Annotated in this window: 21 protein-coding genes; 2 read left to right on the top strand and 19 right to left on the bottom strand. The window is 58.2% G+C overall.

Annotated elements, in window-relative coordinates:
- The 15 genes from ACR0DU_RS16880 to ruvC form a co-directional block, all read right to left on the bottom strand.
- On the bottom strand, window positions 1-192 hold a 192-nt coding region (locus tag ACR0DU_RS16880; protein WP_480435051.1), incomplete at its 3' end, for a hypothetical protein.
- A gap of 60 nt (window positions 193-252) precedes the next feature.
- Window positions 253-828, bottom strand: coding sequence for an MOSC domain-containing protein (locus ACR0DU_RS16875; RefSeq protein ID WP_480456742.1), 576 nt, complete (start codon window positions 826-828; stop codon window positions 253-255).
- 95 nt (window positions 829-923) lie between these two features.
- Complete coding sequence (gene ftsH / locus ACR0DU_RS16870; RefSeq protein WP_010438169.1) at window positions 924-2840, bottom strand: ATP-dependent zinc metalloprotease FtsH; 1917 nt, start codon at window positions 2838-2840, stop codon at window positions 924-926.
- A gap of 77 nt (window positions 2841-2917) precedes the next feature.
- Window positions 2918-4138, bottom strand: a complete 1221-nt coding sequence (gene tilS, locus ACR0DU_RS16865) for a tRNA lysidine(34) synthetase TilS (RefSeq protein WP_480876107.1) — start codon at window positions 4136-4138, stop codon at window positions 2918-2920.
- Window positions 4139-4167: 29 nt separating this feature from the next.
- Window positions 4168-4998 (bottom strand): tol-pal system protein YbgF, encoded by an 831-nt coding sequence (ybgF, locus tag ACR0DU_RS16860; protein ID WP_170775036.1) that lies wholly within the window; start codon window positions 4996-4998, stop codon window positions 4168-4170.
- Between the two features lie 4 nt (window positions 4999-5002).
- Window positions 5003-5506, bottom strand: coding sequence for a peptidoglycan-associated lipoprotein Pal (gene pal / locus ACR0DU_RS16855; RefSeq protein WP_010438162.1), 504 nt, complete (start codon window positions 5504-5506; stop codon window positions 5003-5005).
- Between the two features lie 86 nt (window positions 5507-5592).
- Entirely contained in the window at window positions 5593-6912 is a 1320-nt protein-coding gene (tolB, locus tag ACR0DU_RS16850; RefSeq protein WP_480876103.1) for a Tol-Pal system beta propeller repeat protein TolB, read from the bottom strand.
- On the bottom strand, window positions 6909-8012 hold the full coding sequence (locus ACR0DU_RS16845; protein ID WP_480876101.1) for an energy transducer TonB: 1104 nt from the start codon (window positions 8010-8012) through the stop codon (window positions 6909-6911). The genes tolB and ACR0DU_RS16845 overlap by 4 nt, the downstream gene beginning before the upstream one ends.
- A 15-nt stretch (window positions 8013-8027) precedes the next feature.
- A complete protein-coding gene (gene tolR, locus ACR0DU_RS16840; RefSeq protein WP_010438155.1) occupies window positions 8028-8498 on the bottom strand; it encodes a protein TolR in 471 nt (156 codons plus the stop codon).
- A gap of 2 nt (window positions 8499-8500) precedes the next feature.
- Window positions 8501-9196 carry a protein TolQ gene (gene tolQ / locus ACR0DU_RS16835; protein ID WP_170781483.1) on the bottom strand — a complete coding sequence of 232 codons (696 nt, stop codon included), beginning with the start codon at window positions 9194-9196 and terminating at the stop codon, window positions 8501-8503.
- Window positions 9197-9301: 105 nt separating this feature from the next.
- A complete protein-coding gene (gene ybgC, locus ACR0DU_RS16830) occupies window positions 9302-9685 on the bottom strand; it encodes a tol-pal system-associated acyl-CoA thioesterase (protein ID WP_010438150.1) in 384 nt (127 codons plus the stop codon).
- Window positions 9682-10305 (bottom strand): hypothetical protein, encoded by a 624-nt coding sequence (locus tag ACR0DU_RS16825; RefSeq protein ID WP_480876099.1) that lies wholly within the window; start codon window positions 10303-10305, stop codon window positions 9682-9684. The genes ybgC and ACR0DU_RS16825 overlap by 4 nt, the downstream gene beginning before the upstream one ends.
- Window positions 10306-10369: 64 nt before the next feature.
- Window positions 10370-11389 carry a Holliday junction branch migration DNA helicase RuvB gene (ruvB, locus tag ACR0DU_RS16820; RefSeq protein WP_170774827.1) on the bottom strand — a complete coding sequence of 340 codons (1020 nt, stop codon included), beginning with the start codon at window positions 11387-11389 and terminating at the stop codon, window positions 10370-10372.
- A 4-nt stretch (window positions 11390-11393) separates the two neighbouring features.
- On the bottom strand, window positions 11394-12071 hold the full coding sequence (gene ruvA / locus ACR0DU_RS16815; protein ID WP_480876097.1) for a Holliday junction branch migration protein RuvA: 678 nt from the start codon (window positions 12069-12071) through the stop codon (window positions 11394-11396).
- Complete coding sequence (gene ruvC / locus ACR0DU_RS16810; protein ID WP_170781487.1) at window positions 12068-12565, bottom strand: crossover junction endodeoxyribonuclease RuvC; 498 nt, start codon at window positions 12563-12565, stop codon at window positions 12068-12070. The genes ruvA and ruvC overlap by 4 nt, the downstream gene beginning before the upstream one ends.
- Before the next feature lie 332 nt (window positions 12566-12897).
- On the opposite strand from ruvC, the gene ACR0DU_RS16805 reads away from it, so the two are divergent.
- Complete coding sequence (locus ACR0DU_RS16805) at window positions 12898-13110, top strand: DUF1127 domain-containing protein (protein WP_170477359.1); 213 nt, start codon at window positions 12898-12900, stop codon at window positions 13108-13110.
- Window positions 13111-13223: 113 nt separating this feature from the next.
- On the opposite strand, the gene ACR0DU_RS16800 is transcribed toward ACR0DU_RS16805, so the two are convergent.
- The 4 genes from ACR0DU_RS16800 to ACR0DU_RS16785 form a co-directional block, all read right to left on the bottom strand.
- Window positions 13224-13649, bottom strand: a complete 426-nt coding sequence (locus tag ACR0DU_RS16800; RefSeq protein ID WP_480422911.1) for a hypothetical protein — start codon at window positions 13647-13649, stop codon at window positions 13224-13226.
- Between the two features lie 18 nt (window positions 13650-13667).
- Window positions 13668-14546 carry a 50S ribosomal protein L11 methyltransferase gene (locus ACR0DU_RS16795; RefSeq protein ID WP_480876095.1) on the bottom strand — a complete coding sequence of 293 codons (879 nt, stop codon included), beginning with the start codon at window positions 14544-14546 and terminating at the stop codon, window positions 13668-13670.
- 67 nt (window positions 14547-14613) lie between these two features.
- Window positions 14614-15846 carry an MFS transporter gene (locus ACR0DU_RS16790; protein WP_480876093.1) on the bottom strand — a complete coding sequence of 411 codons (1233 nt, stop codon included), beginning with the start codon at window positions 15844-15846 and terminating at the stop codon, window positions 14614-14616.
- 79 nt (window positions 15847-15925) lie between these two features.
- Window positions 15926-18121: a primosomal protein N' gene (locus ACR0DU_RS16785; protein ID WP_480876092.1), complete on the bottom strand. Its 2196-nt coding sequence runs from the start codon at window positions 18119-18121 to the stop codon at window positions 15926-15928.
- A gap of 88 nt (window positions 18122-18209) precedes the next feature.
- Between ACR0DU_RS16785 and fsa the strand changes: the two genes are divergently transcribed.
- The gene (gene fsa / locus ACR0DU_RS16780; RefSeq protein WP_480655034.1) at window positions 18210-18863 is read left to right on the top strand and encodes a fructose-6-phosphate aldolase; all 654 of its coding nucleotides are present in this window, start codon (window positions 18210-18212) and stop codon (window positions 18861-18863) included.
- The last annotated feature ends 28 nt before the right edge of the window (window positions 18864-18891 follow it).

Genomic DNA, 18891 nt, shown 5'->3' with positions numbered 1-18891 from the left:
ACTGGAAATGCCCAGCTTGGCACCGATCTCCTGAATCGGCTTCTTGTTTGCCTCACGGGCAATCTCAATATCGGATTTATAGCTCATTGGGTCGGGTCCCTGATTGAATTCCGTGCACGGCCGACGCGCGGGAGTCGGCGCTATGCAGTCCTTACGATGGTGCAGCGCCTTAGTGAACACAGATTCCGACATAATCAAGCCGTGAAACGGCTTCGATCCATTTCGGGCATTACCTATAGAGGTCTTATGTTTTCAAGGTGACCAAGGACGTTGATCCGGTACAAACAATGACATGCAATCGCCTATTCGCACTTTGCCTGGCCGTTCGACCCAGGCCGTCACGCCTCTGCGGCCCTGTGCCGCAGATTTGAATAATGCACCATAGCCGGGGGAAACGGCCTCTATTTCACGCCCTGGCAGGACACAGGGGCGGTTTTCCATATCAACGGTGATCGTCAAGCCCCCCTCTGCCTGAAGCCGAGAGCTTGGCGGTATGTGGGTAAAATCCGGGATCCCTTTGAGAACCATACTTGCACCCAGCAAAGAGGGATCAAGCCCATCCAGCCGCATATCACGAGCGATCACATCCAGTTCATCAGCGCACAGAACAGAAAGCTGACGCACATTCCTTATCTCAGTGCCGTTCGGGTACAGGTCCCTGACCCGCGAACACGACGCCCGGGTATGCCCCTCATGGCGTGCACCCCGGTCGCCTTCGAATTCGAGATCAAGCGCTTCGACCGCCTGTGCGCTAATAGCGCCACCAACCACTACGTGACCCAACCAGACAACCTCGGCAGCGTATTCCATTTTCCGCAGTACCGGCATTTCCTACATCACCCTCTCGCCTTGTGGGTCATAGAGAACATGCGGGTGATGTGATGGAAAGAAAAAAGACCCGAGCAACGCCCGGGTCTGTCTGGTTAAGCTGAGGGTTCAGGCTCCATGCCACCTTCGGGTGGAGACTTCTTAGCCTTGGTTTTGGGAATCGCGGTGACGCTTGGCGCGTTGCCCTCATCTGGCTTATCGCCTTCGTCATCGCTCTCGCTTGGCGATTCTCCATTCATAACCCGCTTGATCTCATCTCCGGTCAGCGTCTCGTATTCGAGCAAACCCTGAGCCAGGCGTTCCCATTCCTCGTTCTTTTCGGTCAGAATCTGGTGCGCGCGCTCATAACCTTGCTGGATCAAGCGCTTCACCTCTTCCTCAATCAGCTCTTTCGTATGAGCCGATACTGAGAATCCGGCAGTATTGCCCGAATAGCCTTCGTGGGCTTCGGCATAGTCAATGTTACCGACCTTGTCCGACATACCCCAGCGCATCACCATAGCCCGCGCCAATTGGCTGGCCTGCATGATGTCGCCTGCAGGGCCATTCGAGACGTGATCTTCGCCGTATTTGATCACCTCGGCCGCCTTACCTGCCATGGTCATGGCCAGTTTCTGCTCGCACTCATCCCGGTGATAGTTCAACCGATCCATCTCGGGTAAGGACACAACCATACCCAACGCTCCACCGCGTGGAATAATGGTCGCCTTGTATACGGGATCGCACATCGGCAATTCCAGACCGACGACGGCGTGACCGGCCTCGTGATAAGCCGTCTTCTCTTTCTGATCCTGGGTCAGCACCATCGAGCGGCGCTCGGCGCCCATCATCACCTTGTCCTTGGCGTTCTCGAAATCTTCCATGGTGACAAAGCGGCGACCCACGCGAGCGGCCATCAGCGCGGCCTCGTTCACGAGGTTCGCCAGATCAGCACCCGAGAAGCCGGGTGTACCGCGCGCGATGATACGCAGATCGACATCGGGACCCAAAGGCGTCTTGCGCGCGTGCACGCCCAGAATTTTCTCACGGCCTTTGATGTCTGGGTTGCCGACAGTCACGTTGCGGTCAAACCGGCCCGGACGCAGCAGCGCCGGGTCCAGCACATCCTTACGGTTGGTGGCCGCCAGAATGATCACGCCTTCATTGGCCTCGAACCCGTCCATCTCGACCAGCAACTGGTTGAGGGTCTGTTCACGTTCGTCGTTACCACCGCCATAACCCGCGCCACGATGGCGTCCCACGGCATCGATCTCGTCGATAAAGACGATGCAAGGCGCATTCTTCTTGGCCTGCTCGAACATGTCGCGCACACGACTCGCACCGACACCCACGAACATTTCGACAAAGTCTGAACCCGAGATGGTGAAGAACGGCACGCCCGCCTCACCCGCAATCGCGCGGGCCAACAGCGTTTTACCGGTCCCCGGAGGGCCAACCAGCAGCGCACCTTTTGGAATCTTGCCACCCAAGCGGCTGAACTTCTGCGGGTTGCGCAGGAATTCAACGATTTCTTCCAGTTCTTCCTTGGCCTCATCAATGCCGGCGACGTCGTCAAAGGTTACGCGCCCATGCTTTTCGGTCAGCATCTTCGCCTTGGATTTGCCGAAGCCCATCGCGCCGCCTTTGCCGCCACCCTGCATCCGGTTCATGAAATAGACCCAGACACCGATCAGCAGCAGGAAGGGCAGCAATGTGATCAGGAACGACTGGAACCCTGACTGCTGCTGTTTCACAGCCTCAACAGGGATGTTTTTGTCGATCAGCAGCTTGGTAACCTCGGCGTCGGCGGGTTTGATCGTAGTGTAACTGGCGCCGTTCTGAGTCGAGTAGCGAATCTGCTCACCGTCCAGCGTGACTTTGTTGACCTCACCACTTTCGACGGCTGACACAAAATCAGAATAGGTTTTTTCATTGCCCTGAAGCGACCCGCTGGGTCCGCTGAACAGGTTGAACAGTGCAAGGATCAGTAGAAACAGAACGACCCAGAAGGCGATGTTGCGAGCGTTGCCCAAGGAAAATCTCCCGAAAGGTTTCGGCAGGTGGCGACCTGCCGGAGTTACCCCTTAAAATAGAGAGGATTGTGGCAGGTTCAATGCGATAAAATCAAAGCCGCAAAGTCAGACCTTTCTGGCAGCAATTCGACGCGCCATTCATTCGCAAAACTGGCCAAAGGTGCCGCCAAAACCGTATCACCAGCCCAAACGGCGGGTGTCGACAATACTACAGTACGGGGTTTGCCTGTGGAGCGCCAATTTTCAAGCTGCCGAATACCATCTTCACCAAGCGCCCGGATTTCAACATCTGCATGATTTGGACCAGATACGATCCAGCGGCGATCCCATGGTTCAAGCGGTCGTGCGCGTTGATCCCTGATGGCATTTAGCTCTCTGCAAATCCAAGTTTTTTTGCCTTCTGGAACCAGAATACAGCCCCCGAGCGTCGTCGTCTGGCCAGAAGAGATCGCATCCATCACCTGGTCCACCGCGTTGTGACGCGGAGGATAGCCAGCGCCAGCAATCCACAAGACAGACGCGATCACCAAACGCCGGCGAATTTCCTCGGGTAAAGTTTCGAAATCACCGCGGTCGAGACACAAATCGCCATCCGACACCTGGATGCATCTGACAGCGGATTCCTGCGTGTAGCGTGCCAGAGCCTCACGCGCTTGTGCCATATTTTCAGCAACCCTTGACAAGTTCTCTGCGGTGATGCCGATCTGATCCAACCCGGATAGGACCTGACGCGCCTTGATCCGATCAAAGCGCTGGTCCTGATTCGAGGGGTCATCAATCCAAGAAATGTCTTGCGCAGTCAGATAGTCTCGTAAGCGCTCACGTGTCGTGGTTAGTAATGGGCGCAATAGGGCTATCCCCCCTTCTTTGCGCGACCCGGACATTGCTGAAAGGCCTGAAACGCCCGCTGCGCGCGCCAACCGCATCAGAACGGTTTCGGCCTGATCGTCTGCGGTATGACCCAGTGCGATTGCCTGCAACCCCTTTGCCTTGGCCCAGGCGACAAGCAGTCGATATCGCGCACGCCGCGCCTGATCTTGCAGATTACCGACTCTGTCCCAACCTTGCCATTTCAGTATTTCATGAGGGATACCCCAGCGCTGCGCCAGTGCCGCGGCAGCCAGAGCTTCCGAGGCTGATTCAGGTCGCAGTCCATGATCGACCGTTGCCGCATGTAGTTCCAATTGCTCTTGCTGTGCTATGTCCGCCAACAAACGCATGAGGGCAGTCGAATCACTGCCCCCTGAAACCGCCACACCCAGCCGACATGGTAGCGGGTCCGGCAAGCGCGCCCGCACTTCAGCCCGAAGCGTATCGGCGTCAATGTTCAAGAACAGCCCAGCGTTGCCATTTCCTGCACGGCCGAAGCCGCTGGTGCCGAGGTCGGGAACCGCACACCAACTTCGCCGAGTGTAATGCAGGCCTGATCTGTTTGACCCAATTGTCCAAGCGCTGCGCCCAACTCAAACAAAGCCTCGGGGGCCAGGGGGCCTTCGGAATCGCCTGTGAAACTTGCCAAGAACGCGCGTGCAGCTTCCCGAGTATCACCCACCCCTTTAAGCGCCTGCCCGCGCCGCAAATTAGCCTGACTCGCCAGCGGGCTACCGGGATAAGACAGGTCGAACTGCGCAAACAGATCGGCTGCGGTTTGGAAATCCCCATCCGCCAATGCCTGTGAAGCAGCGTCAAAATCCGCCTGCTCACCCACAGCAAGTTCACCTTGATCCGTGTCCGAGGGTTGCGTCGGCGTTGGTGAAGGAGCTACCGCAACTTCCGTTTGTGTCTCACCGCCCAGTGTGGAGGTTTCGCCCAATGTGCTCAGGTCTCCGCCTTCAAGCTCAACCAGACGGAACTCCAGATCACCAATCCGGTTCGTACCGTCGGTGACGATATTCTGCACCCGTTGGTTCAACTGCTCAGTTTGGCGCGTCAGACGCTGCAACTCGGCCTCGATCGCGTCGACACGTTCCAGAACGGAACTGCCGGACAGGTTCGGCGCGGGCGAGCCTGTGGTCGAAAACTCGCGCTTGAGACGCTGGATTTCCACATGAAGCACGGTCAGTTCCTGACGGATATCCGCCAATGTTTGCTGATCCTGTGCTTGTGCCACACCAGCGACGGCCACAACCGCCGCCAGAACCAATCCTGCAAATCGCATCATCTTACCCCAAGGTTGAGCCGGTCAGCACCGTCACCGCGCGGCGGTTTTTGGAATAGCAATCCTCGGTGCTGCAAATTTCGATAGGGCGTTCCTTGCCATAACTGACGGTGGTCAATCGGTTGCCCGCAACTCCGCGCGAGATCAAATATTCCCGAGCTGCGTTTGCGCGACGAGCGCCAAGCGCAAGGTTGTATTCGCGCGTGCCCTGCTCGTCCGCGTGGCCTTCGATGTTGGCGACAAAATCCGGGTTGGCCAGCAGCCAGTCGGCCTGCCCTTGAAGAACCGTCTGCGCCTGCGGACTGAGCGTTGACTGGTCGACGGCAAACAGAACCCGGTCGCCGACTGTCTGCTGGAAATAAGCTGGCGAGCGCGGATCACTGGGAGACCCCGGAACCAGAGCACCGCTGCCACCGGCACCTCCGCCCAGTGCCGACGGATCGTTATTCGTACAGGCAGCAATCAGGGTCAGCACCCCGATAGCCGCGGCTTTGCTCAACAGTTTCATCTCAAGTGCCTCGTGTTTCGTTGTTTATTGCCGCGCTTCTATCACATTGCGGGTTTGTTGTGAACTTTACCTGCTGCCTGTTCCGATCAATTCTGCAGTGGTCCCCAAGACGGGTCGCTACCCCCATCCGGCGTTCGCACAGGGCGCAGGTTCCTTCCCGAAATATCCACGGAGTAAAGCGTCGATCGACCGCTCGCGCCTTGTGTTTCGCGGGTGAACATGATGACCCGCCCGTTCGGTGACCAGGTGGGACCTTCGTCTAGGAAAGAAGCGGTCAGAAGACGCTCTTCACTGCCGTCGGTGCGCATAACGCCGATGTGAAAGCGGCCCTTATTCTGCTTGGTAAAGGCAATCAGGTCACTACGCGGAGACCAGACCGGCGTGCCATAGCGCCCCTGTCCGAAACTGATCCGTGTCGCCTCGCCGCCGTTGGCGGGCATGATATAAAGCTGCGGAGTGCCCGAGCGGTCGCTCTCGAACACGATCTGGCCACCATCCGGCGAATAGCTGGGTGCGGTCTCAATCGCAGGTGTGTTTGTCAGCCGCACACTTTGACCCGAGGCCAAATCCATCTTCCACAGATCCGTGTTTCCGCCCTGCGTCAGCGAATAAACAATCGAGCGACCATCGGGCGAAAAGCGCGGCGAAAAGCTCATGGTGCCTTCCTGCGTTGGCAATTCCTGCCGTTTCACGCGACCGACATCCAGCACGTAGATGCGTGGCTGACCGGTTTCATAGCTGGTGTACAGCAGCCGGTCACCGGTCGGCGAAAAGCGCGGCGCCAGCACGATGGCGGCGCTGTCAGTCAGGTACTGCACATTCGCGCCGTCATAATCCATGATCGCCAACCGCTTGCGCCGCTGATCCTTCGGGCCACTTTCCGATACGAACGCAACCCGGCTATCAAAATAAGCACCCTCACCGGTGATCCGGGTATATACCTGATCGGCCACCTTATGCGCCATCCGACGCCAGCCGTCGGTGGTGCCGGCAAACTGCAACCCATTGCCCAGTTCCTGACCCGAGAATACGTCCCACACCCGGAACCGAACCGTCAGCCGTTTGCCCGAAACATTGACCGCGCCTGTCACCAATGCCTGCGCGTTGATTGCTTTCCAGTCGGCAAACTGCACCGGAGCATCAAAACTGCTGACCCGGCTGATGAACGCATCCGATGAAATTTCGCGAAACAGGCCCGTTCCCGTCAGGTCCGACACGATCACGCGCGATATATCCTGAGCGTATTGTGCCGCAGAAGGCCCATCCGGTACAAAACTCGGCACCGCAAATGGCATCGGCTCGATGATCCCTTCATCGATTTCCAAGCGCAGCGGGCCACTCTGGGCATAGGCCGAGGTCGAAAGAAGGGTCAGGCCAACGAAGAGGCTGGTCAGAAGTTTCATCATTTGATCCGCATCCTCTCGGGATTGAAGGTAATCTCAATATCCTGCCATTGATCGTATTTGTCAGCAGGCAGGTCGTATCCTTTGGCGCCACAGCGTAAAATCGCGCGCCGCGCTGCCTCGTAGGCTTGTTTTGCCGAAGCGGGCGAGCCGCCGGTACTGTCCAGCAACTGCAGGCTGCCACCGACCACTTTACCGTCCCGGGTAAGCGAGAACCCAACGACGACGATAGTTTCCAGCGCATCCGTCGACAGAGATCCGACATTCCAACACCGCGACACGGCAACCCTCATCGCATCTTTCTCGCCGCTGGTCAGTGGAGGACCCGAAGGTTCGGTACCATTCCCCAGCGCCTCAGCAAGCGCGTCGTTGATTGCCTGATCATTTTGCGCGGGTTCTGTCGGAGCGGGTTCAGGTGCTTCGGCAACCTCAGGCTCGGGTGTTGGCGCTGGTCGGTTCGGACGCACGCGCGGGCGGGGCGAGGTGCGGGGAGCCGGGTCCTCGACCTCTTCCGCCTCGGTAACGATCTCGGGCGCGGCTTCTTCAGGAGCAGTCTGGTCCTGCTGCTCTTGCTGAACCTCAGCACCCTCATCCAAAGAGACGGGAGGGGTCTCAATGTCATCCGGTTTCGCCTCCGGCGGGGGTGGTGCAATCTGTTCAGGTGCGATCTTATCTGCGGGGCTCGGTTCCGCCTCGGGACCCGGAGGAACCGGAAGCGCCGCCACCTCGGGCTCGGGCTGTTCAAGCGTCGGGGGCTGTTCGATCAGCTCAGGTTCGGGCTGTATTTCTACCTCCTCGGGCTCCACCTCAGGCTCGGGTTCCGGCTCTGGCTGGGCAACCGGTTCCGGCTCTGGCTGTTCTTCCGGTGCTGGGTCCGGCGTATCAATCTCGTCCGGCTCTGTGGGTTGTTGTAATTCAGCCGGGTCAGTCGGCACCTCTGGTGCCTCCCGCTGGGCGGTCATTGCCGCAAACTGCTCAGACGATATCACGGTGACATCCTGCACTGACATCGGCAACGGCTCGGACCGGAAGGTCCCTCCGAACAGCGCCCAGCTGATCAGGCTGACATGCGCAATTGCCGAAATCTTGGTGCCGGTCTCCACCGCGCGACCTCACTCTCACCCTTCGTCCAGCGTTGGCCCGCCGGTATCGGTTACAAGACCCACGTTGGAGAACCCGCCTGCATTCAGCGCACCCATGACCTGCATTACCTGCGCATATGGGATAGCACCGTCAGCACGCAGGAACACTCGATCACTGCTGCGCTCAGCCGCAATGGCGCGCAACTTGCCGATCAGCTCTTCGCGCAGCACATCTGTTGTCTGGATCTGTACTCGGCCGTCTGCCGTCAGAGTGACAGTCAATGGTTCTTCGTTGTCACCGGGTAAGGCGCTTGCGGCCGTCTTTGGCAGATCAACGGGCACACCAACGGTGAGCAAAGGGGCAGCCACCATGAAGATAATCAGCAACACCAGCATGACATCTACAAATGGCGTCACATTGATCTCGGCCATCGGCTGGGCACGGCCACGACGCCGCCCGCGCCGGCGTCCGTTATCACCCGAGGATTGCTGAACCGCCGCACCCATCGTCAGCTATCCAACTGTCTGGACAGGATCGTTGCAAATTCATCGGCGAATGCTTCGTAACCGCCTACGATCCGATCACTGTCGGCGCTGAGCTTGTTGTAGAAAATCACAGCCGGAATGGCAGCAAGCAAACCAAGGCCTGTGGCCAGCAACGCCTCGGCAATACCGGGGGCCACAACAGCGAGGTTGGTGTTCTGCTGTTCGGCAATCTCGATAAAGGCGTTCATGATGCCCCAAACGGTGCCGAACAGGCCGATAAATGGTGCAGTCGAACCTACCGTGGCTAGAATGGGCAGTCCTTTTTGCAGCCCTTCGGCTTCTTTCGCGATCGCCACATCCATCGAGCGGTCAATCCGCGCGGTCGCCCCGGCGATCAAACCACCATCGTTACGATGCGAGCGGCGCCACTCGATCATCCCGGCTGCAAAAATCTTCTCAGAACTGCCATCTGGCTGTGTTCCGATCTTCTCGAACAGCTCGTCCAGAGGATTCCCTGACCAAAAGCTTTCGTCAAACACCTGAGCCTCACGACGCGCCGCCCGGTAATTGATCAGCTTTTGAATGATGATCGCCCAAGACCAAAAGGATGCGATCAAAAGGATCAGCATCACGATTTTGACGACAAATGTCGCACGGGCAAACAGCCCCCACATGGAGAAATCGATCTCCTGCGCCAGCGCCAGCGTTTCAGCTTCCATGAACCTGCTCTTTGTTTTGCCTGATGGCCATTTGGCCTTGTTTTGCCAAACGCTAACGCAGATGGATATGAAAAGCCAACAGAACCACCCTTGAGGGTAAAAATGTTACATCAATGCGCGAATCTCTGCCGGAAGACGCACAGGCTTACCCTGCGCATTCATGCAAACCGCGGTGACCGCGGCACGAAAGATCTCGGTTTCACCACGCCTAACCAATTGCGACATCGTCAGCCGCGCACCCGATAGTGAGACCATCTCGGTTTCCACCACCAATTCATCTTCGAAGCGCGCAGCAGCCAGATAATCTGCCTCGATCCGCCGCACGACCCAGACAATACCCGCATCCCGCATCGCGTTCTGATCGTTGCCCAGCTTGCGCACCCAGTCGGACCGGGCGCGTTCGATGAACTTCAGGTAATTCGCGTGATAGACTACCCCGCCCATGTCGGTGTCTTCGTAATACACGCGAACCGGGTAAACGTGTTTCATTGCGGTTGCTCCAATCGGGCAAACAGACGCAACGCGTGAGAGGAATCCTGCGCTGCCCCGGGTAAAACCGGATCGTAGGCGGCGCGGATCAAGGCGGCAATATCAGGCCGTAAGATCGTTGCGTCACCTGCGATGGCCAAAGGTGAGGCGCTACGGAATGCTGTATCGGACCATAGCAGAATGGTCTGCACCACCTGGCTGAGCGCCAGTGTTTCCGCCGGGACCTTGGACATCTCCTTGTCCATGCGCAGAAACACAAAAGCCGCGCGAATTGCGCCATCGTCTTCGAACCGGAAAATGCGATACTGATTGGCATCAGCGGCAACCAACCGCTCGACCAATGGAGCCAAATCCGGGATCAGGCGATCCAGGTCAGGAACTTCCAACAACTCCTGCCAATCTCGGAAGAAGAAGACCATGCAGTTGGCACCCAGCTCAGGGTCCGTCTCGGTCATCTTATGACCGGCCAGAGTGACGACCGCTTCAAACGCGCCTTTGACGGTCGCGAGTGTCTCATCCTCGACACCGAATACGATTGGCGCGATGGGCCGCCCCCAGCGCGCAAACAAAAACTCACCGTTTTCGCGCGTGAACAGCGCTTGGATCTCTTCCGGAGTCACGCTTGAACCTTCATCTTCTGAAAAATACTCTCAGTGAGAGGCATAAAATCTCTTGCGAACTGCTTCAACCAAACAGATCGCTTTGCCCTTTGGGCGCAGCCATCCCCAAATGCGTCCATGCTTTTTGCGCCAGCATCCGTCCGCGCGGGGTGCGTTGGATCAGTCCTTGCTGCAACAGATAGGGCTCGATCACTTCTTCCAGCGAGTCCCGGCTTTCCGACAACGCCGCCGATAGCGTCTCGATCCCAACCGGACCACCAGCATAGTTCTCGGCAATCAGCTTCAGATACCGGCGGTCGGCTCCGTCCAGACCCAAATTGTCGACACCCAGTCGGGTCAACGCCCCATCCGCCAATTCGCGGGTAATCCGACCATCACCTTCGACAATGGCAAAATCCACGACCCGCCGCAGCAAACGACCGGCGATCCGCGGTGTGCCGCGCGACCGTCGCGCAATTTCGCGCGCGCCTTCATCGTCGGCAGGTGCTCCCAGCTTCCGCGCATTCCGTGTGACAATCTCATGCAGCTCGTCGACCGTGTAAAACTGCAGCCGGGTTGGAATACCAAAGCGATCCCGCAGTGGGGTCGTCAATAGCCCCATGCGTGTGGTCGCCCCGACCAGCGTGAAAGGCTGCAACTCAATTCGCACCGTCCGCGCCGCCGGGCCTTCACCGATCACCAGATCGAGTTCGAAATCCTCCATCGCTGGATAAAGCACCTCTTCAACTGCCGGGTTCAGACGATGAATCTCGTCGATGAATAACACATCTCTTGATTCCAGATTGGTCAGGATCGCCGCCAGATCCCCCGCCTTGGCTAGAACCGGCCCCGAGGTCATGCGGAAATTCACTCCCAACTCACGAGCCATGATCTGCGCCAGCGTGGTCTTCCCCAATCCCGGGGGGCCATGGAACAGTGTATGGTCCATCGCCTCACCCCGCTGGCGGGCCGACTGGATAAAGATGCGTAGGTTCGCGCGTGCCTCGGCCTGACCGATAAATTCATCAAGGCCCTGAGGGCGCAGGGCGCGATCATTGTCTTCCGGCATCGGCTCGGGGCGCAAGGCGGGATCGGCGTCTACCATTAACTTACCCTTTCGGAGCCAGCAGTTTCAGCGCGGCGCGGATCAGATCGGCTTCACCCGCATCGGGCATATTGGCCGCTGCCTCAGCGACAGCAGAAGCCGCCTCGGATGGGCCATAGCCAAGATTGCCCAGCGCCGAAAGCGCGCCCGCAGAAGCAGCAGCAGCGCCTGAGGCCGGTTTTACCGCTCGTTTGGGCACGGGCGCAGGCTCACCCGCGTCGATGACTTCCAGAGCGGGACCCTCAATTGCTTCGGTTACAGTGCCACCCATAGCCATCACGCCTGGGGCTTTGTCCTTCAGGTCCAACACGATCCGTTGTGCCGTCTTCGGTCCGACACCCTTGGCTGCCTTGACCGCACCCCAATCGCCCAAGGCGATCGCACGGCTGACACCATCCGTTCCCAGCGCACTGAGGATCGACAACGAGACCTTCGCGCCCACGCCCTGAACCGAGCACAGCAGACGGTGCCATTCCTTCTCAACCAAGGACAGAAAGCCGTAAAGCTGCATCAGGTCTTCGCGTACGACCAAGTCGGTGTAGATCGAAATACCTTCACCCACACCGGGTAAAGCCGCCATGGTCCGGTCTGAGCAATAGACGATGTACCCGACCCCGCGTACGTCGATCAGAACGTGATCAGCAGCGCGATAGTCCAGTCGTCCGGTGAGTTTGCCGATCATGCACGCACCTCTTTCAACCGAGCCTGCGGAGCGGAGCCATAGTAGGAATGACAAATCGCAATCGCCAAAGCGTCCGCTGCATCCGCCCCTTTGGGCGAACAACCCGGCAGTTGCAATTTAACCATGTGCAACACCTGTTCTTTCTCGGCGTGGCCGACACCCACCACAGTTTTCTTGACCCGGTTGGGGGCGTATTCACCCACCGGCAGACCGGCTTGTGCCAGGGTCAATAGCGCAACACCCCGCGCCTGCCCCAACTTCAGGGTTCCTGCTCCGTCTTTGTTGACAAAGGTCTGTTCGATGGCCGCCTGATCTGGCCGGTGTTCAGCGATAACCTCGACTATCTGGTTGTGGAGCGACAAAAGCCGTTCTCCCAAATCATCACCATCGGATTTACACAAGCCATTGGCGACGTGGCTCAGGCGGCTGCCCGTTGATTCGATGACGCCCCATCCCAGGGTCCTTAGACCCGGATCAATGCCCAGAATTCGCATGTTTGCTTCGGCCTGCTCGGGTTTACGTGATCTTTTTCCATCGATTAGCACGAAGCGTGAACATTTTCCAAGCAAAATGGTCGCAGGGTGAAAAACGACATTTGTGTCGCCCCTGGTCTTCCCGGGTTCATTTGCGACACGGACTGGTTCATTTTCGACCTCGATATGAAGGAAAATTAACCAATGATTTAAAGGGCTTTCAGAGATACTGAGCATTGCAAAAAACGCATAGGACACATGCAATTTCAGCGCTTGCGCGGCAAGATTGAGATCACTAGATGCCGCTCAGATCGCAAGATCAGAGTTTAACACAAACCAGAAGGAAACAGGATATGGCTGCACTGGACACCACCCGCACCACCACTGGCTCATTCGGCCTCGTCGGCCGTATCGGCGCGACTTTCGCATCGGTTGTAAGCACCGTAGTCGAATGGAATGACGCCCGTGTAACACGCAACGCGCTGAACGGTCTGACCGATCGTGAACTGGCTGATATCGGCTTGTGCCGTGGCGACATCGACGAAGTCGCCGAGGGCCGTCGATAACAAATTGTCACTGCTCCAAATAAGCCCCTACTTCCTCCCTGTGGGGCGAACAGAAACACCGCGTGCCTCAAGACACGCGGTGTTTTTGATTGAGGAGGGCGTTCAAACTTAGGCTAGAACATTACCTTGTTTAATTGGGTGGCGAAGAATGCAGTCACAGGATCGGCTTGCATGATCCATGCACCAGCTTGTTCAACTGCAGTGCCTTGGTGCAAGGCATCCACGCGCGTGTCGTAGGCAGACGGGCCCAGATGGGACAGAAGGAAAGCTTTGAAACCAAAGAAGCCCACCACACACATGAGTAAAACCTTGGCCGGAACTGCCGAGCGCACGCGCTGCGGCTTCATCACCACCAGTCCATCCGACCGCATGGTCGCACGATACCCACGGCTTAGTTTTTGATGCTTTTTGTTCAAGCGCGTAACGCGTTGATCAAATTCCAGTTGTTTTCCAGTCATGGCAGCCTCCAAAAAACCGCCCCCCGATTGCGTCCAATGACGGTAAAAGAAGAATGCGACAAAAACGTGGCGAAAATCCACAAAACTCCCGCAAATGGCCTAGCTTTCGCCCCGTTTGCTTAAGATTAGCGTCGTCCACTCACCAATCTCACTCCTGCGCACCTGATTGAAGCCATTTTGGATATAAACTGTGAGCACGTCATCAGCTTGTTCATTGAGGATTCCCGATAGGATTGCGTGTCCGCCTACCCGCAGATTCGCCGATATCTCTGGTGAAAGCGCGACCAGGGGTCCTTTGAGAATGTTTGCAAATATCAGGTCATAAGGCGCATGTTCATTCAGGTCGGAATGATCGAATCCCGCAGCTTCGACGCATTTCACGGCTCCTGCCATACCGTTTGCCTTCAAATTGGCCTCGGCCACATCAACAGCAACCTCATCAATATCACTGGCGATGATATCGCCATCCCAAACCCGAGCCGCGGCCATCGCCAGCACGGCAGTACCGCAACCGATGTCGGCAACTTTGGTGGCCACGAAGCCTTCATCCAGAAGAAAGTCCAGAGCTTTGAGACATCCTAAGGTCGTTCCATGATGCCCCGTGCCAAAGGCCATCGCGGCTTCAATCAACAATGGAATACGACCATCGGGCAGCTTGTCTGCGTCGTGGCTGCCATAAACAAAAAAACGTCCTGCTTCGACCGGGGCCAGTTCGCGACGTACATGTGCAACCCAGTCAGTTTCGGGAAGCTCTGAGACGACGAATGGCTTGGCCTCAAATGCGGCAGCCAAAACGGCCAACGCGGTCTCGTCTGGTGCTTCAGTAAAGTACCCGCCGATCTCCCATAGGCCCGAGCCATCCTCGACCTCAAACACCCCCACACCGGTGGGCTCCGGGTTCAGACGTTCCATCGCCTCGCCCAGACCCTCGGCTGCTACTTTGCCGGTCAAGGTGGTTAGTGCGGTGAATGTGGGCATTGGGGGCCTCCTGTCCAAGCTGCCCCTGCGCGTAGGGCGGCGCGGCGCCGAGGTCAAGCGCTGGTGACTACTCGGCGGGTGCAGGGGCGTATTTCGACAGGATTGTCTCGTTCCCGGCCTCCGGACGCCGTGGGATCAGAAGAGACAAACCCAGCGACACCATCGCCATCGCAGCGGCAAGACCAAATACGGCGCCCGGTGAAATGACCCAAAGCAGGCCCAAAAGCGCAGGCAGGAACACTGCCGCGATATGGTTAATGGTAAAGGCAACAGCCGCAGTAGGCGCAATATCTGCCGGATCGGCGATCTTTTGGAAGTATGTTTTCAGTGCCAGTGCCAGCGCAAACAGAACATGATCGATCACATATAATATTGCCGCCAGCAAAACGCCCCAACCGAACCAATAGATACCACCGTAGGCTGCGAATACGATTGCAAGGCCGGAATACTCAAAGATCAGTGTGCGGCGCTCCCCGAATCTGGCAACTGCTTTGCCCAACATCGGCGCTGCGGCCATGTTGATCATCAGGTTGATGAGGTAGAGGCTGGTCAGCTCGTGCACCTCAAACCCGAACTTCTCAACCATCATGAAGCCCGCAAAAACGATGAAAATCTGACGCCGCGCGCCCGCCATGAATTGCAGGGCGTAATACAACCAGTAACGTCTGCGCAGTACGATCTTTTTGGTCTGGGGTGTCGGCGAATCGAACTGCGGAAACGCGATCAGACAAAACAGCGCAAGCAGAACGGTTACGCCGCCAGCAGCCATGAAGACGAAGTTGTAAGACAGATCGAACCGATCCCATGTCAGCACGATCAGGCCATAGACCACAGCCGTCGCAGCCGAACCCATCGCAACCAGCCAGCCCAAAATCTGTGGCGCACGATCCTTGGGCAACCACTGCAGTTGCAACGACTGATTCACCGTCTCGTAGTAGTGAAACCCGATTGAGCTGAACAGAGTGACAAACAACAGACCGCCAAGGCTTGGAAACCACGCGGTCACCGCAGTTGCAGCGCCCAGCATCATCAACGAGATCATCGCCAGAACCTGCTCGCGGATGAAGATGATCACCGCGATAACACCGACGGCCAGAAACCCCGGAATTTCGCGCACTGTGTGCAGCAGACCGATATCCGCCCCGTCAAAGTTCGCAGCCTCAATGACAAAATTGTTCAGCAACGCACTCCACGCGTTGAACGCAATCGGCATGGTCAACGCCATCACGAACAAGAGTGTCATAGGACGGCGCCAGAACGGAAGACTCTGCGCCTCAGACAAGGGCATGGGTTTCAGCATGAGGTTGCCTTACGCCCATTTGTACCTTTTGGCGAGTGGAAAGCGGCTGGCGCACAGTGGCTCTGCACTGATGCAGGGGTCAGTAGAAGCTTTGCGGGTCGATATCCACGGCCAGGCGGACATCGCCTTTCAACTTCAATGGGGCAATCCAGCGGGCGATGGCGTCCTGAATAGGCGCGCCTTTCGGGGCTTTGATCAAAAGCCGGACGCGGTGACGGCCACGTATGCGCGCGATGGGGGCCGGAGCCGGGCCAAAGACCTCCGCCCCGACGTCGCGCAACGGTGCATCGTTGCGCGCCATGGCATTGCCGATATCGAAGACCGGCCCAACTTCGGAGCCCGACAGGACAATCCCGGCCATACGGCCGTAAGGCGGCACCCCAGCGGCCTGACGCCCAGCGGCTTCAGCCGTCCAGAACCCTTCTTCATCGCCCGATAGAATCGCCCGGATCACAGGATGCTCAGGCTGGAAGGTTTGCAGCAACGCCTGCCCCGGTTTATCCGCACGGCCTGCCCGGCCCGCAACCTGCCGCATCAATTGAAAGGTTCGTTCCGCCGCGCGCAGGTCGGCCCCGTGCAGGCTGAGGTCCGCATCGATCACTCCCACCAGTGTCAGCTTGGGAAAGTTATGCCCCTTCGCCACCAGTTGCGTCCCGATAATGATATCCGCATCGCCCTCGGCAATCTCTTCGATCTTGGCCTTCAAGGCCCGAGCCGAACCAAACAGGTCAGAGCTGAGCGTAGCGATCTTGGCCTCAGGGAACGTTGCCTCGGCCTCTTCGGCCAGCCTTTCAATCCCCGGCCCGACCGGTGCAAGCTTGCCCTCAACCCCGCAGGAGGGGCAGGTCTCGGGCATCGGCTTGGTCTCACCACATTGGTGGCACATCAGGCGTTTGAGGAACCGGTGCTCCACCATCCGCGCATCGCAATGGTCACAGGCAATTTGCTCGCCACAAGCCCGGCACAGCGTCACTGGGGCATAGCCACGGCGGTTGATGAACAGCAGCGACTGTTCGCCCCGCTCAATCCGCTGCCCTACCGCCTGCCGCAGCGAAGGGGAAATCCAAGTCCCCGCCTGCATCTGTTCGGCCCGCATGTCGATGGGCTTCATCTCGGGCAGGACCGCCGCCCCGAAGCGTGCGGTCAGGTCGAGACGCTCATACTTCCCAGCCTTGGCATTCGCCCAGCTTTCCAGCGACGGCGTCGCACTGGCCAGAACCACACGCGCCCCGCAGATCGAAGCCCGCAGCACCGCCATATCGCGCGCGCTGTAATGCACGCCATCTTCCTGTTTGTACGACGTGTCGTGCTCTTCATCGACCACAACCAGCCCCAGATCGCGAAACGGCAGGAACAGCGCCGACCGAGCGCCCACAACCAGCTGAGCATCCCCCTGCCCAACCATCCGCCAGACCCGACGTCGTTCTGTCATTGTTGCGCCCGAATGCCATTCCGCCGGACGCGCACCAAAACGCGCCTCGACACGGGTCAGAAATTCAGCCGTCAGCGCAATCTCGGGTAGCAGAACCAGAGCCTGCCGCCCCTTGCGCAGCGCCTCGGCCACGGCTTCCAGATAAACCTCGGTTTTGCCCGACCCCGTCACGCCCTTCAGCAGCGTGGTCCCATAGTCACCCGTGCGCTGCCCGGCTTGAAGCCGCGCAACGGCTTTTGCCTGATCCTCGGTCAGGTCTTTCCCCGGCAGATCAGGGTCCAGATGGGGATAGGGCAGATCTCGCGGGCTGTCCTCTTCCCGCACAGCGCCTTGTTTGACCAGTCCTTTGACCACGGAAGACGTAACACCCGCCTGCTCGGCCAATTCCTTCAGTGTGAACGCCAGCCCACCGTAATCCCGCAGAACCTCTAGCACCCGTGTCCGGGCGTCTGTCATCCGATCCGGTTCCGCGCCTCCTAGCCGATAAACCTTGCGCATTGACTGCGGATCACCCAATCCCGGCGCGCGCGTTGCCAGACGCAGCACCGCAGGCATCGGCGTCAGAGTGTAATCCGCTACGCGCCCCAGAAACACACGCATCTCCTCGCGCATCGGCGCGACTTCAAGCACCCGGATCACCGACCGCGCCTTGGCCAGGTCAAAACCGCCCTGCCCCTGCCCCCAGACCACACCCAAGACTTTACGCGGCCCCAAAGGCACTTCGACAAACGCCCCAAGAAAGCACCCGCCTTCGGGCGCTTTATAGTCTAACGTCCGGTCCAGCGGTTGCGTGGTCAGCACCGCAACCAGCTCTCCTTCGTCGAAAAATCCGTTAGCGCTCACGGCATATCCTTCGCGGGGGGTTCCAGCATGGGTCTCTTTGAGGTAAAGCCATCCGCGACCAAGGCCAACCCATCAAAGGACTGCCCTCATGAAATTCTTCGTAGACACCGCCGAGATCGACGCCATCGCCGAACTGAACGATCTAGGCATGGTGGACGGCGTAACCACCAACCCCTCGCTGATCTTGAAATCAGGCCGCGACATCCTCGAAGTCACGAAAGAAATCTGTGATCTGGTCGACGGCCCCGTATCCGCCGAAGTCGTCGCCACCGAGGCCGAGGACATGATCGCCGAAGGCCGCAAGTTGGCAAAGATTGCATCGAACATTGCTGTCAAAGTACCGCTGACATGGGCGGGTTTGAAAACCTGTAAAACGCTGACCGACGAAGGCCAGATGGTCAACGTGACCCTGTGCTTCTCGACCAACCAAGCGATTCTGGCCGCCAAGGCGGGCGCGACCTTCATCTCGCCTTTCATCGGACGCCTTGACGATATCAACCTCGATGGCATGGACCTAATCGCAGATATCCGTCAGGTCTATGACAACTACGGGTTTGAAACCGAAATCCTGGCCGCCTCGATCCGTACCGTGAACCACGTGACCGATAGCGCGCGCATCGGGGCCGACGTGATTACCGCTCCTCCGGGTGTCATCAAGAAACTGGCCGACCATCCACTGACCGACAAAGGCCTGGAAACATTCTTGGCCGACTGGGCCAAAACAGGTCAGAAAATCCTCTGATCTCAAGCGCTGCCGCGCGGTGCTGCCA

It is taken from the genome of Ruegeria sp. G2 (genome assembly GCF_056533505.1).
This window is presented reverse-complemented; position numbering and strand designations above follow the sequence as displayed.

Excerpts from the sequence above, each read along its gene's own strand:
- ACR0DU_RS16875 (WP_480456742.1), bottom strand. The coding sequence starts at position 828 with ATGCCGGTACTGCGGAAAATGGAATACGCTGCCGAGGTTGTCTGGTTG.
- ybgF (WP_170775036.1), bottom strand. The coding sequence starts at position 4,998 with ATGCGATTTGCAGGATTGGTTCTGGCGGCGGTTGTGGCCGTCGCTGGT.
- pal (WP_010438162.1), bottom strand. The coding sequence starts at position 5,506 with ATGAAACTGTTGAGCAAAGCCGCGGCTATCGGGGTGCTGACCCTGATT.
- tolB (WP_480876103.1), bottom strand. The coding sequence starts at position 6,912 with ATGATGAAACTTCTGACCAGCCTCTTCGTTGGCCTGACCCTTCTTTCG.
- tolR (WP_010438155.1), bottom strand. The coding sequence starts at position 8,498 with ATGGGTGCGGCGGTTCAGCAATCCTCGGGTGATAACGGACGCCGGCGC.
- tolQ (WP_170781483.1), bottom strand. The coding sequence starts at position 9,196 with ATGGAAGCTGAAACGCTGGCGCTGGCGCAGGAGATCGATTTCTCCATG.
- ybgC (WP_010438150.1), bottom strand. The coding sequence starts at position 9,685 with ATGAAACACGTTTACCCGGTTCGCGTGTATTACGAAGACACCGACATG.
- ruvB (WP_170774827.1), bottom strand. The coding sequence starts at position 11,389 with ATGGTAGACGCCGATCCCGCCTTGCGCCCCGAGCCGATGCCGGAAGAC.
- ruvA (WP_480876097.1), bottom strand. The coding sequence starts at position 12,071 with ATGATCGGCAAACTCACCGGACGACTGGACTATCGCGCTGCTGATCAC.
- ruvC (WP_170781487.1), bottom strand. The coding sequence starts at position 12,565 with ATGCGAATTCTGGGCATTGATCCGGGTCTAAGGACCCTGGGATGGGGC.
- ACR0DU_RS16805 (WP_170477359.1), top strand. The coding sequence starts at position 12,898 with ATGGCTGCACTGGACACCACCCGCACCACCACTGGCTCATTCGGCCTC.
- ACR0DU_RS16795 (WP_480876095.1), bottom strand. The coding sequence starts at position 14,546 with ATGCCCACATTCACCGCACTAACCACCTTGACCGGCAAAGTAGCAGCC.
- ACR0DU_RS16790 (WP_480876093.1), bottom strand. The coding sequence starts at position 15,846 with ATGCTGAAACCCATGCCCTTGTCTGAGGCGCAGAGTCTTCCGTTCTGG.
- fsa (WP_480655034.1), top strand. The coding sequence starts at position 18,210 with ATGAAATTCTTCGTAGACACCGCCGAGATCGACGCCATCGCCGAACTG.